Origin of the sequence: Streptomyces sp. NPDC001728 (assembly GCF_040297565.1) — a bacterium.
Classification (GTDB): domain Bacteria; phylum Actinomycetota; class Actinomycetes; order Streptomycetales; family Streptomycetaceae; genus Streptomyces.
This window is the reverse complement of sequence record NZ_JBEOZK010000022.1, coordinates 110,836-123,697: the sequence shown is the minus strand read 5'-3', so window position 1 is coordinate 123,697 and position 12,862 is coordinate 110,836. Positions and strand designations below refer to the sequence as shown.

The following is a 12,862-nucleotide window of genomic DNA, read 5'->3' as shown; positions in this document are numbered from 1 at the left end:
CGATCCCCTCCCGTCAAACGACATCCCGCGCGCACAGAGTGGCACATGTGCGCGAAGCCCGGCCCTCGGGGGAGGGACGGGCTCCGCGCCGACAGGCCTGTCTGCGCTGTTTTGTGACTACTTGTTGGCTGCGACGACCGCGGCCACGGCTTCCTTGGCCGCCGTCGTCGCACCCTTGATGATCGAGGCCTCGCTCGGGGTGGCGGCGCCCGCGTATCCGGCGCCGTTGTAGGAGAGCAGCACCAGGACGTTGCCCGTGCGCGCCACGACGGAGGTGTAGACGAAGTCCTCGTTCGTCTTGCGCAGCTGGTACGTGACCGCCTGCGCCTCCTCGCCGACGCCGGGGGCCGGGGCGGTGCGGAGCTTCTTGGCGCCCTCGGTCCGCTGGACCTTGCCGAGCTCCTTGGTGAAGTTCTCCTGGGCACGCTCCTGGCCGCTGCCGAGGGAGGCGTCCGACTCGTACCGGTAGAAGGACACGTCGAGCCAGCGGTACTGCGAGCCCTTCACGCCCTTGTCGTCCAGGCCGTTCCACGAGCAGCCGCTGCGGCTGGTGAGGTCGCTGGAGGGGGCGGGCGTGCCGCCCTTGGTCTTCGCCTTGGGAACCAGGGCGGCGACGGTCTTGGCGGTGATCGCCTTGCAGGCCTGGGGCAGCTCCGTGAACTTCGCCGGCTCGACCGTCTTCGTCGTCTGCGAGGGTGTGGGGGTCGCGGTGGCGGACGCGGCGCCCTTGTCCTTCGACCCCGTCGAACCGGCGCCGCCGGAGTCCCCGGAGTCCGAGGAGCAGCCGGCGACGACGAGCATCACCGGGACGGCGGCGCAGGCGAGTATGCGGGTGAGTCGCGGGGCGGTTCGCTGCATGGTTCCTTCAGTCGCTTGTCGTACTTGTCCGGCGTGGTCTCGGGTACGGCCACGGCGTGGGGCCACGGGTACGCCGACACGTTACGTGGTCGCCGTCCGCTCACGGAGCGGAGGCGAACGGCTACTCCTCCAGCCGTTCGGCCAGCAGCCGGGCCAGGTTCCGGGCCCTTTCCTGCAGTTCCCTGCTGTCCGGGGCCTCCGCGGAGCCGTTGGTCTGCTCCCGGTAGGAGACGGTCACGATGACGTTGGATGTGCGGAACACCACGCTGACGACGCGCTGATGGCCGTTCGCCCCGACCTTGCTGAGGATGTCGTCGAGGTACGCGATCTCGCCGAGGCCTTCGAGGACGCGGGGTTCGAGGCCGGTGGGGTCGGCGGTGGGGGTGGGGGTGCCGGGGGAGGTGTCGGCGGGGACGTCCGGGGCGCCCGAGGTGCCCGGGTTGCCGGGGGTGGCCTTGGCGGCGTTCGTCGTGACGTTCGCCGTCCCGGCCTTCGTGGAAGCCTTGTCCGAGGGGGTGCCACCGGGGGAGGCCTGGCCGGGCTGGGTGCCCTTGCCGTCGCCCGCGCCCGTGCCCGTGCTCGGTGACGCAGGGGGCGTCGTGGGCTTCGGTGTCAGGGGCAGGGGGATGCCGGCCGCGAGCTGCTTGCGGACGTACACCTCCTGCGCCCGGTCGTCGTCGCTGACGGCGGTGTCGTACGAGACGACCCGCTCGATGTCGAGGACGAGCCGGTGCGAGGTGTCGGGGGTGTCGGCCTTCCACGTGCAGCCGACGCGCCGGTCGGTGTCGTACGTGACGGCGGCGGAGCCGCGGTACGCCTTGCCCCGCTCGGGGTCGGGCAGCGCGGCGGCACCAGGGAGCATGTCCTTGAGCGCGGCCTGCGGGACGGAGCCGCAGGGCTCGAAGAGGGTGCGGTAGCGGCCCGGGGGCGCGACGGGCGCGGCGGGACCGGCCTTGGCGTCGACGGCGATGTCGTCGGCGGGGGTCCCGCTGGAGCAACCGGTGAGGCCGATGCCCAGGCCGAGGCCCAGGGTGAGGGCGACGGCGGTGCGAGCCGCGGACCCGGTGCGGCCGGGGGCGTACCTTTTTCGCTGCACGGTCCCAGGCTCCCTTCTCCCGAAGTCTTTCCCGAAAACTGTTTGCCGCGCGAACCCGGCCGATGGACACAATGTCTATCGCACACGCAGCTGTTGATGCCGGTCCGCTGTCACCTGTACGGGCTTTGGCTCCGGTTTTTGCGTTATCAGACTTTTCGGGGGAATCGAGGGAGTATGTCGTACGTCGAGGTGCCGGGAGCGAAGGTACCGATCCGGATGTGGGCCGACCCCGCCACGGTCGAGGGCGGTGCCATGCGGCAGTTGCAGAACGTGGCGACGCTGCCGTGGATCAAGGGCCTGGCCGTGATGCCGGACGTCCACTACGGCAAGGGCGCGACCGTCGGTTCGGTGATCGCGATGCAGGGTGCGGTCTGCCCTGCGGCGGTCGGTGTGGACATCGGCTGCGGGATGTCGGCGGTCAAGACCTCGCTGACGGCGAACGACCTGCCGGGCGACCTGTCCCGCCTCCGCTCGAAGATCGAGCAGGCGATCCCGGTGGGACGCGGCCTGCACCGCACGGAGGTGGACCCGGGACGGTTGTACCAGTTCCCGACGTCGGGGTGGGGGGACTTCTGGTCGCGGTTCGACGGGGTCGCTGATGCGGTGAAGTTCCGTCGGGATCGGGCCGTCGCGCAAATGGGAACCCTTGGCCAAGGGAATCATTTTGTTGAGCTATGTGTAGATACATCCGATTCGGTGTGGCTCATGCTGCACTCGGGGTCCAGGAATATCGGCAAGGAGCTGGCCGAGTATCACATCGGCCAGGCCCAGAAACTTCCGCACAATCAGGGTCTCGTCGACCGCGACCTGGCGGTGTTTGTCGCGGACACCCCGCAGATGGCGTCCTACCGGCACGACCTGTTCTGGGCGCAGGAGTACGCCAAGTACAACCGCGCGGTCATGATGGCGCTCTTCCAGGAGGTCGTCCGCCGGGAGTTCCGCAAGGCCCGGGTGACCTTCGACCAGGTCATCTCCTGCCACCACAACTACGTGGCGGAAGAGCAGTACGAGGGAATGGACCTGCTGGTCACGCGTAAGGGCGCGATCCGGGCCGGCTCCGGGGAGTTCGGGATCATCCCGGGCTCTATGGGTACCGGCTCGTACATCGTGAAGGGCCTGGGGAACGCGGCGTCCTTCAACTCCGCCTCGCACGGGGCGGGCCGGAGGATGAGCCGTAGCGCGGCGAAGCGGCGCTTCACGACGCGGGACCTGGAGGAGCAGACGCGGGGTGTGGAGTGCCGCAAGGACTCCGGCGTCGTGGACGAGATCCCGGGCGCGTACAAGCCGATCGAGCAGGTCATCGAGCAGCAGCGGGACCTCGTGAAGGTCGTCGCCAAGCTGAAGCAGGTCATCTGCGTGAAGGGCTGAGAGCGAATTGGGGGGGTGCCGCATCAGCGGCACCCCGTCATTGGTCTTGTGCCGGGTTGCTCGGCAGGTGTTGGTGTCTGGCCAGTACGCGGACGCCACGGGCGCATGGAACAGCTCTGCTCGGTGCGGTCGAGCGTGGTGGCTGCGGCGACAGGGTCGCCGAGTCGCAGCAGTTCGCGGTCGTCCGCTTCGGTCGAGCGCCGACGAGGGGGTGCGAACTCCCGGACGTGTCAGAGCTCGCGGTGGACCTTGGTGTTCGAGGCCTGGGCTCGGGGGCGGACCACCAGGAGGTCGATGTTGACGTGTGGGGGGCGGGTGCAGGCCCAGGTGATGGTGTCGGCGACGTCGTCCGCTGTCAGGGGCTCGGCCACGCCCGCGTAGACCTTTGCCGCCTTTTCGCTGTCGCCGCGGAAGCGGGTGGTGGCGAACTCGTCGGTCTTGACCATGCCGGGGGCGATCTCGATGACGCGGACCGGGGTGCCGACGATCTCCAGGCGGAGGGTCTCGGCGAGGACGCGGGCGCCGTTCTTGGCGGCCACATAGCCGGCGCCGCCCTCGTAGGCGGAGTGGCCGGCGGTGGAGGAGAGGACGACGACCGTGCCGTCGCCGCTCGCGGTGAGGGCCGGGAGGAGGGCCTGCGTCACGTTCAGCGTGCCGATGACGTTGACCTCGTACATCTGGCGCCAGTCGGCGGGGTCGCCGGTGGCGACGGGGTCCGCGCCGAGGGCGCCGCCCGCGTTGTTGACGAGGACGGCGAGGCTGTTGAAGGCGGTGGCGAACTCGTCGACGGCGGCGCGGTCGGTGACGTCCAGGGCGTAGGCGGTGGCCTGGTGGCCGGCTTCGTTGATCTCGGCGGCCAGGTCCTCGATGCGGTCCTTGCGCCGGGCGGTGAGCACCACGCGGTAGCCGGCGGCGGCCAGCTGCCTGGCCGTGGCCGCGCCGATTCCGCTGCTCGCTCCGGTGATGACGGCGATGGGGGTACCGGGGGCAGTCATGACGTGGTGCTCCTCGCGCAGGTGGTCGAATACGTCGATCGCCCGGTCAGGATAGGGCGGGGGGCCGGTCAGCGACCTCGCGGGGCGTACATGATCAAGGCCATTCCGGCGAGGCAGACGAGTGCGCCGATGACGTCCCAGCGGTCGGGACGGTAGCCGTCGGCCACCATGCCCCAGGCGAGGGATCCGGCGACGAACACTCCCCCGTAGGCCGCGAGGACGCGGCCGAACTCGGCGTCGGGCTGGAGGGTCGCGACGAAGCCGTACACGCCGAGGGCGAGGACTCCGCCGCCGATCCAGATCCAGCCCCGGTGCTCGCGGACGCCCTGCCAGACGAGCCAGGCGCCGCCGATCTCGAAGAGGGCGGCGAGGACGAAGAGGGCGAGGGAACGGGCGGTGACCATGAGGGCAGCGTCCCATGAGACACGCCGGCTGACAGATTGTCAGAATATGGGATGATCTGTGGGTATTTTGGCCCTATGCATGGGATGCGGAAGGGTGTGCTCGGGGTCGTTCTCGCGGCGGCCGTGGTGATGGGTGCGGGCCCGGGTGCCGGTGCCGTGGGGCCGGTGGTCGGGCCCGAGGCGGATCTGGCCCATCACGGTCATGTCTCCCTCTGGGACGGACGGGTCGGGGTCCGGCTGGTCAGCGAGAACCTCGGCCCCAGCGATGTCCGCCAGGCGACCGTCCGGCTCGCCTTCTCCGAGTCGATGGCGGGCGGCCAGGAGCTGCCGTCGGCCTGTCTGTGGAGCAGTGACCGGGTGGTGTCCTGCCGGACGGGCGAACTGCCGGCCACGGGAGGTGTCGGCGAGCTCGCGCTCGACCTGCGGACCGCCGGTCTCCCGGACGAGCTGACCGTGGAGATCAGCACCGCCTGGCGGGACGGGGTGGCCGACCGGAACCCCAGGAACGACCGGCACCGCGTCCTCGTGCTGGCCACCGGCGACCCGTACGTCTTCTGACGCCCGAGGCGGCAGCCGGGCCGGGTGCTCAACGGCTCGTCCACTGGACGTAGCCGTCGGGGCGGACCAGGACCGCCGTCCGTCGTGCCGGATCCGTCCAGCTGGCCCGTACGAGGTGCCCCGGGGTGACCGGGGCGGTCCCCGGCAGGGCCGGCGGCTCGCCCTCCGGGGCGATCAGGACGAACTCGCCGCGGCGCAGCAACTCGTAGAGCCGGCCTTCGCGCAGTCGGGCGTCCGGTGCGCGGCGCCCCGCGGGGCGGGCGGCGCCGGCCGGGGGTGCGTAGGCGATGCCGATTCCGCTGATCATGCCCAGGGCGCGGGCGGAGGCTGGCCGGACCGCGCCCAGAAAGCGGGCGGTGAGGGTGCGGGCCGCGCGGGTGAGCGGGGTGTGGGCCATCGCCAGGCGCACGATCGCGCCGCTGCTGCGCAGCACCATCGCGCCGACCGGGTGCCGTTCGGACTGGTAGCTGTCGAGGAGGGCCTCGGGGTCGGGGGCGTCGCCGCGCAGGACGGCGGTGAGCTTCCAGGAGAGGTTGGCGGCGTCCTGGAGGCCGGTGTTCATGCCCTGGCCGCCGGCGGGGGAGTGGACGTGGGCGGCGTCTCCGGCGAGGAAGGCCCGGCCCACCCGGTAGGCCGGCGCCTGGCGCTCGTCGCTGTGGAAGCGGGAGATCCAGCGGGGGTCGTGCATGCCGTGGTCGGTGCCGAAGGCGCGGCGGGCGATCTCGCGGATCTCGTCGAGGTCGACGGGCTCGCTGTCGGCGACCTGGCGTGTGCGGCTCCAGCCCATCACCCGGTACCAGCCGTCACCGAAGGGGGCGAGGAAGGCGAAGCTGTCGCCGGAGCCGCTGACGGTGAACGACTCGGCGGGCTCCTCGGCCAGGCGGACGTCGGCGAGGACGAGGGAGCGGATCACGGAGCCGCCGGGGAAGGGCAGGCCCAGGGCGGTGCGGACGGCGCTGCGGACCCCGTCCGCGCCGACCAGATGGCGGGCGGTGAGGGTGAGTGGGGCCCCGTCGGGGTCGGTGAGCTCCGCGGTGACCGTGCCGGCGTCCTGGCGCAGGCCGTGCAGCTCCGTCCCGTACCGGAAGGTGACCCCGGCGGACACCGCGCGGCGCTCCAGGAGGCGTTCCACCTCGTACTGCGGGGTGACGAGCAGGTGGTTGAAGCGGCTGGGCAGCCGGGTGAGGTCGAGGTCGAGTGCGCCGAAGAGCCGGGCGCGGTCCAGGGTAGTGCCGGTGGTGAGGAGTTCGTCCGCGAGGCCGCGGGCGTCGAGCTGCTCCAGTGTGCGGGCGTGGACGCCGAAGGCGCGGGTGATGTTGCTGAGGCCGTGCGGGCGGCGCTCGACCAGGGTGACGTCGATGCCCGTGGTGGCGAGGTCGCCGGCGAGCAGCAGACCGGTGGGGCCCGCGCCGACGACCAGTACGTCCGTGTCCGTCTTCTCCGTGGTGCTCATGGCTGCCTCCAGGGTGCCCACGACCGTTGGCCAACAACTGTTGGTCAACACTTGTTGGCAACTGTAGGGGTGGCCCGAATGGAATGTCAACGCCCGTTGGCCTACAGTCGTTGACATGACGACCGCCCGCCGCTCCGACGCCACCAGGGCCGCCATCCTGGAAGCCGCCCGTGAGCGCTTCGCCTCCGACGGATACGACCGCGCCACCATCCGGGCCATCGCCCGGGACGCCGGGATCGATCCGTCGATGGTCATGCGCTACTACGGCAACAAGGAGGGCCTGTTCGCGGCCGCCTCCGAGATCGACATCGGCCTGCCCGAGCTGGGTTCGCTGCCCGCGCGGCACATCGGCGCCGTCCTGGTCACCCACTTCATCGAGCGCTGGGAACGGGACGAGGTCCTCACCGGGATGCTGCGGGTCGGCGTCACCAACGCGGCCGGGGCCGAGCGGATGCAGGAGATCTTCGCCCGGCAGCTCGGGCCCGTGACCCGGGGCGTCTGCCCCGACCCGGCGGAGGCCCCGCAGCGTGCCGCGCTCGTCGCCTCCCAGATCCTCGGCATGGCGCTCACCCGCTATGTGCTGCGGCTGCCGCCTGCCGTCGAGATGTCCCCCGAGGAGATCGTGGCCTGGCTCGGCCCGACCGTGCAGCGCTATCTCACCGCCGAGGCGCCCTGAGGGGTGTCGTCCTGAGGGGTGGCGCGCGGGCCGGTGCGAGTGGGGCCCGGCGCGGGCCCGTGCGGACGGTGCCTGGTTCGTACACTCTCTGCATGCCGCAGAAGAGTTCCGTCCGGCGCGACGCCCTGATGACCGAGCTGTTCGGGGAGGCCCGCCGCTACATGGCCGCGTACGCCCTGTTCAACCAGGCCGTCGCCGACCATCTGGGGCTCCACCCGACCGATGTGCAGTGCCTGAACCTGCTCAGCCTGGAAGAGGCGCCGGTGACCACCGGCCGGGTCGCCGAACTGACCGGTCTCACCACGGGCTCGGCCACCCGGCTCGTCGACCGCCTCGAACGGTCCGGCTATGTGACGCGCGAACGCGACACCGAGGACCGCCGCCGGGTCCTCGTCGCGCTCGTGCCCGGACGGATCGCGGAGCTCGGCGCCCTGTGGCGCAAGCTCAACGGCGCCTGGGGCACGATGTTCGACGTCTACAGCGACGCCGAGCTGGCCCTGCTCATCGCCCATATGCGGCGGACCGTCGAGGTCAGCGCCGCCCAGATCGAGCGCCTGCGCGGCGGCGACCTCGGCTGACCGGGAGCGGACCGGCCGTCCTCATCAGCCGGCCGCGGTCCCGCCGAACTCCCGTACCGCGTCGGAGACGATCGTCTCCAGGCGGTGGTGGTGCGCGCCGCGCCAGTAGACCCTGCCGCACTCGACGCATTCGGCGAACACGTCGTACGTCTTCTCGGTGCCCCGCTCCAGGCGCTCGCGGACCGCGTCCTTGTCGGCGCCGCTCAGCTCTCCGTTGCACGCGGTGCAGCGCGTCCAGGGGGCGAGCGGCGGGGCGAAGCGCTCCAGGACGTCCCGGAGCTGGTCCTCCGGCCGGTCGCTGTAGACGTAGGCACCCGCCCACAGTTCGCGGCGGCGGAGCAGACCGCGGTCCCGCGAGAGCATCACGCGCCGGTCCCGGGCCGAGAGCGCGGCGAGGGCGCGGTCGCCGATGTCCTCGCTCTCGTAGGCGGCGTCCACCCCGAGCAGGCGCAGCCGCCTGGCCAGCGTGCCGAGGTGCACGTCGAGCAGGAACCGGAGCGGGGCGCCCGGCACCGGCTGCGGGCGGGCGACGCTCTCCACCTCGACCGTCTCGCCCGCCGCCGGGACGTGCGACGTGTCGACGGGCCGCCCGTCGACCAGGAGTCGCCCGGCCTCGGTCAGCGGCACGCCGAGGGACTCCACGACATGGCCGAGGGAGGAAGTGCCGTCGGTGGTGAGGGGCGTCGCGCCCGAGCGGCGGTCCGCAGCGACGAACAGCCCCAGGCCGGGGGCGAAACTGATGTGGATCTCCGGTCCGTTCACGGGGACAGGATGGCACCGGGGCGGACGGGGTGGCCAGGGAATTCGTCGCGGGCGGGGCCCCGGTGCGGTGGGCGGGGTCAGGGGCGGAAGGCCTCCTCGTGGTCGGTGACCCACTGGGCGAAGGTGCGGGCGGGGCGGCCGGTGAGTTCCTCGACGGTGCGGGTCACGGGGGTCGGCCGGCCGTCGTGCGCGGCCCAGTAGGACAGCAGGGCGTCGGCGAAGGCCTCCGGTAGGTAGGCGGCGACGGAGTCCTTCCACTGCTCGGGCGTCACCACCGTGTGGGGAGCGGGCCGTCCCGTCACCGCGGCGAGGATCGCCAGCTGCTCGACGAACGTCAGCGACTCGGGACCCGTCAGCGGATACGAGGAGCCCCGCAGCCGGGGCTCGGTGAGCACCGCGAAGGCGGCTTCGGCGACATCGCGCTCGTGGATCGGGTCCCCGTACGTGTCGGGGTGGGGCAGGGCGGGTCCCCGTCCTTCCCTGAGCGAGTGGACCCATTGCAGGGTGTTGGTGGCGAACGCGCCCGGCCGGAGGTGGGTGGCCCGGAAGGCTCCGGCCTCCGCGGCGGCGGAGAGGGCGCGCTCGGCAGTGAGGTGGGAGGCGGCGATCGGGTTCTCCTCGGCGTCCGGGGCGAGGACGGAGCTGGAGGAGAGGAGGACGACGTGCTCGACGCCGGCGGCGCGGGCCCGGTCGGCGAAGGCCTCGGCGTGGGTGGCCTCGGCGTAGAGGAAGACGGAGCCGGCGCCGTCCAGTGCGGCGTCGAAGGTGGCCGGATCGGCGAGGTCGCAGTGCACGGTTTCCACCCCGGGCGGTGGGGAGAGGTCCGCAGGGTTCCTGGAGCCCGCTCTGGCCTCGATGCCCGCGGTGGCGAGCAGCCCGAGCAGGGTGGAGGCGACGCGGCCACGGCTGCCGGTGACGAGAACGGTCATGGGAACGGTCCTTCCGGAGGTGGAGGCAGCGGCAGGCGGATTCCGCTGCGTGGCGCATCATCTGCGGCACGCAGATAAATATCCAGGGTGGTGCGCGGTGCGTCAACCCCGACAAAACCCTGAGGTACGGTCCCGCCATGAAGATCATCGACCTCGAGCCCGGCGACCCCAGGCTGGAGAGCGACCTCCTGCCGGTCCTCTCCGAACTCCGTCCCCACCTCACCCCGGAGCTCTTCCGCCAGGTGTACCGGGCAGGGCACGCGCAGGGGCTGCGGTTCAGCGCCGCCTACGCGGACGACGGCCGCTGCGTCGGCGCGGCCGGCTGGCGGATCGTCGACAACACCAGCTCCCTGCGCAATCTCTACGTCGACGACCTCGTGACCGCCGCCGCCAGCCGCTCCACCGGCGTCGGCCACGCGCTCGTCGCCCATCTGGACGACCACGCCCGCGCCGCCGGCTGCCACGAGCTCAACCTGGACTCCGGCACCCACCGCACCGGGGCCCACCGCTTCTATCTGCGCGAGCGCTTCGACATCGCGGCCTTCCACTTCACCCGGCCGCTCACCGCACCGGAGGAGCCCGCCTAGAGCGGCTTCCCGGCCGGTTCCGCCAGGTCCAGGCGCCAGTCGTTGCAGCGCATCGGATGCCCCGGCGGGTACTCGAAGTCCCGCTCGCCGAGCGGCTCGAACCCCGCCTTGCGGCACACCGCGTTCGACGCGGTGTTGTCCGTCGACGGGTACGCGTGCAGGAAGCGGTGGAGGCCCGCCCGCCGGGCCTCCCCGGCCACCGCGCGCGTGGCGGCCGTCGCCACCCCCCGGCCCTGGAAGCCCGGCAGCACGGCCCACCCGGTCTCGTACGTCGGCTCGCCGTCCCCGGTCCGCACCCAGAACCCGATGCTGCCCACCACGGCCTCCTCCGGCAGCAGCACGATCCGGAACATCCGTCCCGCGCCCGGGTCCTGGGCGCTCATCCCCACGTACTTCCGGTGGCGCCGGACGAGCTGCTCCTCGGTCTCCGGGCCGCCCAGGTGCTCCGTCAGCTCCGGTGCGTTCAGGGCGCGCAGGAGCTCGCCGTCGCCCTCGGACCACGCTTCGAGGCGTACCGGTGAGATGTCGTTGTCCATCTCCGTACGGTAGGTCAGGGGGCTGACAGTCCCCGGGCGTAGGACGTCGGCGGCACCCCGATCGTCGCGGTGAAGTCCCGTACGAGATGGGCCTGGTCGCTGTAGCCCAGCTCCGCCGCGAGGCCGGCCCAGTCCGGGTCGCCGCCGGCCGTCTCCGCGGCCTCGGCGCGCTCCAGGGCCTCGTGGATGCGGTAGCGCAGGATCACCCACTTCGGGCCCACGCCGACGTGGGACGAGAACAGGCGTTGCAGCGAACGTGCCGAGAGGCTGGTCGCGGCGGCCAGTTGGGACACCCTGCGGACCGTGCGGTCCGCGCGGACCAGGTCGACGAGCTCCATGGCCTGGTCGGCCGCCGGGTCGGGGGCGGGGCCGCGGGCCAGGAGGAACGCGTCGAGCGCCGCCACGCGCGCGTGGTCGTCGTCGGGGGAGAGGACATCGGCACCCGCGTCCGCGCCCGCGTCCGGGAACACCTCGGTCAGGGGGACCCTGCGGCCCGTCCAGGTCGACACCGGCCACGCGGGCGCGAACGGGCGGAAGCCGCCGGGGCGGAACTGCACCCCGCAGACCCGGCCCGACTCCTCCAGCTTCTGGGTGAAGAGACCGAGCCCGATCCCGGAGACCTCGGCGGACGCGCGCGTGGACCCGGCCGGGGCGCCGAGCGGCCCGTACCGCTGGAAGACGATGTTCACCGAAGGGTGCGGGACGAGGTGGCTCGCGTACGGCTCCTCCAGGTCCCAGTCCATCAGCCAGTAGTGCTCAAGGAAGGCCCGCAGCTCCGGCGCCGGGGCGTGGCGGCGGAAGCGGACGCGGGAGAGCAGCTCGGCGGGGTCGACGATGCCCCGGGTGTCCCTGCGCGGTGCGGAGTCGGACATCCTCCGATGCTAGGGGGCGGGTTCCCGCCTTGGCGTGTTTCTTCAAGACGGGGGTGGGCATGCTCCCCTAACGTCGCCCCATGACGCCCAAGACACCCCCGGCGGACGGGTCCCGGCTTCCCATCGGTGATCTGCTCCGCAGTGCCGCCGCAGATGCCGCGCCCCTGGTCAGGGACACCCCCGACACGTCGTTCGGAGCGCCCACGCCCTGCGCCGAGTACGACGTACGCGCCCTGCTGAACCACCTCTTCGCCGTGGTCGTGAGCTTCCAGGACCTCGCCGCGAAGCGGTCCGCCGACTTCTCCGACACCCCGGACCGGCTCGCCGAGGCCGACTGGCGCGGGCGCTTCGAGGAGGAGACCGGGAAGCTCGCCGAGGCCTGGTCCGCGCCCGGCGCCGAGGAGGGCACCTCGGGGTCCCTCGGCCTGCCCGCGCGGACCGTCGGCTCCATGGTGCTGCTCGATCTGACCGTCCACGCCTGGGACCTGGCCCGTGCCACCGGACGGACCTTCGAGCCCGACCCGGCGGTGGTCGCCGGGCTCGCCGAGGAGGTGGAGCGGATGGCGCCCATGGCCCGTCAGGCCGGCGTCTTCGGGGAGGCCGCCGAGCAGCCCGCCGACGCCACCGCGTTCGAGCGGCTGCTCGCGACCACGGGCCGCGATCCGCGCGGGTGGAAGGCCTGAGCCGGAGCCCTGATCCGAGCCGCCCGCCCGCCTGCCCGCTCAGCGCAGGCGGCCGGCCGCGCCCAGGGACAGCCGGGACACGACCTGGCGGAAGGCGTGCTCCTCCGCGGGTGTCAGCACCGTCGTCTCCTGTGGGTGCCAGACCCGCGCCAGCGGGGTGTGCGCCCGCTCGCGGCGGACGCGGGCACGGGCGCGCAGGCTCAGCGACAGCAACGCCACCGTCGAGACGGCGAGCAGCCCGAAGAGGGTGATCACACGGGGGTCGGACAACTGGCCGGGCAAGGACATGGCTCACTCCAGGGCGTGAGGGCCGCCCGTACGCGGCGCGCCCCGACAGGTGCGCGTGCACGACGGCACTGGCGATTCCTACTGCTTCCTCCCGACCTGTTCAGTTAACACCACCTCGGGGGACTTTCGGCAGGGGGGTCCGGGACCTTGGTCCCGCCTCCCGCCTTCGCGTCCCGGGGCGGAAGGCCCTCTTGTGCGGGCCGGGGAACCGTTCCAAGG

Annotated in this window: 16 protein-coding genes; 6 read left to right on the top strand and 10 right to left on the bottom strand. The window is 72.3% G+C overall.

Annotated features, from left to right (window positions below):
• Positions 1-117 precede the first annotated feature (117 nt).
• Positions 118-858: a DUF3558 domain-containing protein gene (locus ABT154_RS27875; RefSeq protein ID WP_351860230.1), complete on the bottom strand. Its 741-nt coding sequence runs from the start codon at positions 856-858 to the stop codon at positions 118-120.
• 121 nt (positions 859-979) lie between these two features.
• Complete coding sequence (locus tag ABT154_RS27870; RefSeq protein WP_351860228.1) at positions 980-1,954, bottom strand: DUF3558 domain-containing protein; 975 nt, start codon at positions 1,952-1,954, stop codon at positions 980-982.
• A gap of 174 nt (positions 1,955-2,128) precedes the next feature.
• Between ABT154_RS27870 and ABT154_RS27865 the strand changes: the two genes are divergently transcribed.
• Positions 2,129-3,322, top strand: coding sequence for an RtcB family protein (locus ABT154_RS27865; protein ID WP_351860226.1), 1,194 nt, complete (start codon positions 2,129-2,131; stop codon positions 3,320-3,322).
• A 230-nt stretch (positions 3,323-3,552) separates the two neighbouring features.
• On the opposite strand, the gene ABT154_RS27860 is transcribed toward ABT154_RS27865, so the two are convergent.
• Positions 3,553-4,317 (bottom strand): SDR family NAD(P)-dependent oxidoreductase, encoded by a 765-nt coding sequence (locus tag ABT154_RS27860; protein ID WP_351860224.1) that lies wholly within the window; start codon positions 4,315-4,317, stop codon positions 3,553-3,555.
• Positions 4,318-4,385: 68 nt separating this feature from the next.
• The gene (locus tag ABT154_RS27855; protein WP_351860222.1) at positions 4,386-4,721 is read right to left on the bottom strand and encodes a YnfA family protein; all 336 of its coding nucleotides are present in this window, start codon (positions 4,719-4,721) and stop codon (positions 4,386-4,388) included.
• A 75-nt stretch (positions 4,722-4,796) separates the two neighbouring features.
• Here ABT154_RS27855 and ABT154_RS27850 point away from each other — a divergent pair, with 75 nt between their 5' ends.
• Positions 4,797-5,279 carry a hypothetical protein gene (locus tag ABT154_RS27850; RefSeq protein ID WP_351860220.1) on the top strand — a complete coding sequence of 161 codons (483 nt, stop codon included), beginning with the start codon at positions 4,797-4,799 and terminating at the stop codon, positions 5,277-5,279.
• 28 nt (positions 5,280-5,307) lie between these two features.
• On the opposite strand, the gene ABT154_RS27845 is transcribed toward ABT154_RS27850, so the two are convergent.
• Positions 5,308-6,732: an FAD-dependent monooxygenase gene (locus tag ABT154_RS27845; RefSeq protein ID WP_351860218.1), complete on the bottom strand. Its 1,425-nt coding sequence runs from the start codon at positions 6,730-6,732 to the stop codon at positions 5,308-5,310.
• A 115-nt stretch (positions 6,733-6,847) separates the two neighbouring features.
• Here ABT154_RS27845 and ABT154_RS27840 point away from each other — a divergent pair, with 115 nt between their 5' ends.
• A complete protein-coding gene (locus ABT154_RS27840; protein ID WP_351860216.1) occupies positions 6,848-7,408 on the top strand; it encodes a TetR/AcrR family transcriptional regulator in 561 nt (186 codons plus the stop codon).
• A gap of 92 nt (positions 7,409-7,500) precedes the next feature.
• Positions 7,501-7,986: a MarR family winged helix-turn-helix transcriptional regulator gene (locus tag ABT154_RS27835; RefSeq protein ID WP_351860214.1), complete on the top strand. Its 486-nt coding sequence runs from the start codon at positions 7,501-7,503 to the stop codon at positions 7,984-7,986.
• Between the two features lie 24 nt (positions 7,987-8,010).
• Here the strand turns inward: ABT154_RS27835 and ABT154_RS27830 are convergent, their stop codons facing one another.
• Both ABT154_RS27830 and ABT154_RS27825 read right to left on the bottom strand, forming a co-directional pair.
• Positions 8,011-8,748, bottom strand: a complete 738-nt coding sequence (locus ABT154_RS27830; RefSeq protein WP_351860212.1) for a Mut7-C RNAse domain-containing protein — start codon at positions 8,746-8,748, stop codon at positions 8,011-8,013.
• A 77-nt stretch (positions 8,749-8,825) separates the two neighbouring features.
• Positions 8,826-9,677 carry an NmrA family NAD(P)-binding protein gene (locus ABT154_RS27825; RefSeq protein ID WP_351860210.1) on the bottom strand — a complete coding sequence of 284 codons (852 nt, stop codon included), beginning with the start codon at positions 9,675-9,677 and terminating at the stop codon, positions 8,826-8,828.
• Between the two features lie 137 nt (positions 9,678-9,814).
• On the opposite strand from ABT154_RS27825, the gene ABT154_RS27820 reads away from it, so the two are divergent.
• A complete protein-coding gene (locus ABT154_RS27820) occupies positions 9,815-10,264 on the top strand; it encodes a GNAT family N-acetyltransferase (RefSeq protein WP_351860209.1) in 450 nt (149 codons plus the stop codon).
• Here the strand turns inward: ABT154_RS27820 and ABT154_RS27815 are convergent.
• Both ABT154_RS27815 and ABT154_RS27810 read right to left on the bottom strand, forming a co-directional pair.
• A complete protein-coding gene (locus ABT154_RS27815) occupies positions 10,261-10,800 on the bottom strand; it encodes a GNAT family N-acetyltransferase (protein ID WP_351860207.1) in 540 nt (179 codons plus the stop codon). The two genes, ABT154_RS27820 and ABT154_RS27815, sit on opposite strands and share 4 nt — an antisense overlap.
• A gap of 14 nt (positions 10,801-10,814) precedes the next feature.
• On the bottom strand, positions 10,815-11,672 hold the full coding sequence (locus ABT154_RS27810; protein WP_351860205.1) for a DUF6597 domain-containing transcriptional factor: 858 nt from the start codon (positions 11,670-11,672) through the stop codon (positions 10,815-10,817).
• An 80-nt stretch (positions 11,673-11,752) separates the two neighbouring features.
• Here ABT154_RS27810 and ABT154_RS27805 point away from each other — a divergent pair, with 80 nt between their 5' ends.
• Positions 11,753-12,355, top strand: coding sequence for a TIGR03086 family metal-binding protein (locus ABT154_RS27805; protein WP_351860203.1), 603 nt, complete (start codon positions 11,753-11,755; stop codon positions 12,353-12,355).
• Between the two features lie 39 nt (positions 12,356-12,394).
• Here the strand turns inward: ABT154_RS27805 and ABT154_RS27800 are convergent, their stop codons facing one another.
• A complete protein-coding gene (locus ABT154_RS27800; protein WP_351860200.1) occupies positions 12,395-12,643 on the bottom strand; it encodes a hypothetical protein in 249 nt (82 codons plus the stop codon).
• Positions 12,644-12,862: the final 219 nt, after the last annotated feature.

What these genes read in the sequence shown, in the direction of transcription:
- ABT154_RS27840 (WP_351860216.1), top strand. Translation starts at nt 6,848, where the DNA reads ATGACGACCGCCCGCCGCTCCGACGCCACCAGGGCCGCCATCCTGGAA.
- ABT154_RS27860 (WP_351860224.1), bottom strand. Translation starts at nt 4,317, where the DNA reads ATGACTGCCCCCGGTACCCCCATCGCCGTCATCACCGGAGCGAGCAGC.
- ABT154_RS27800 (WP_351860200.1), bottom strand. Translation starts at nt 12,643, where the DNA reads ATGTCCTTGCCCGGCCAGTTGTCCGACCCCCGTGTGATCACCCTCTTC.
- ABT154_RS27815 (WP_351860207.1), bottom strand. Translation starts at nt 10,800, where the DNA reads ATGGACAACGACATCTCACCGGTACGCCTCGAAGCGTGGTCCGAGGGC.
- ABT154_RS27865 (WP_351860226.1), top strand. Translation starts at nt 2,129, where the DNA reads ATGTCGTACGTCGAGGTGCCGGGAGCGAAGGTACCGATCCGGATGTGG.
- ABT154_RS27820 (WP_351860209.1), top strand. Translation starts at nt 9,815, where the DNA reads ATGAAGATCATCGACCTCGAGCCCGGCGACCCCAGGCTGGAGAGCGAC.
- ABT154_RS27850 (WP_351860220.1), top strand. Translation starts at nt 4,797, where the DNA reads ATGCATGGGATGCGGAAGGGTGTGCTCGGGGTCGTTCTCGCGGCGGCC.
- ABT154_RS27875 (WP_351860230.1), bottom strand. Translation starts at nt 858, where the DNA reads ATGCAGCGAACCGCCCCGCGACTCACCCGCATACTCGCCTGCGCCGCC.
- ABT154_RS27845 (WP_351860218.1), bottom strand. Translation starts at nt 6,732, where the DNA reads ATGAGCACCACGGAGAAGACGGACACGGACGTACTGGTCGTCGGCGCG.
- ABT154_RS27825 (WP_351860210.1), bottom strand. Translation starts at nt 9,677, where the DNA reads ATGACCGTTCTCGTCACCGGCAGCCGTGGCCGCGTCGCCTCCACCCTG.
- ABT154_RS27805 (WP_351860203.1), top strand. Translation starts at nt 11,753, where the DNA reads ATGACGCCCAAGACACCCCCGGCGGACGGGTCCCGGCTTCCCATCGGT.
- ABT154_RS27835 (WP_351860214.1), top strand. Translation starts at nt 7,501, where the DNA reads ATGCCGCAGAAGAGTTCCGTCCGGCGCGACGCCCTGATGACCGAGCTG.
- ABT154_RS27810 (WP_351860205.1), bottom strand. Translation starts at nt 11,672, where the DNA reads ATGTCCGACTCCGCACCGCGCAGGGACACCCGGGGCATCGTCGACCCC.
- ABT154_RS27855 (WP_351860222.1), bottom strand. Translation starts at nt 4,721, where the DNA reads ATGGTCACCGCCCGTTCCCTCGCCCTCTTCGTCCTCGCCGCCCTCTTC.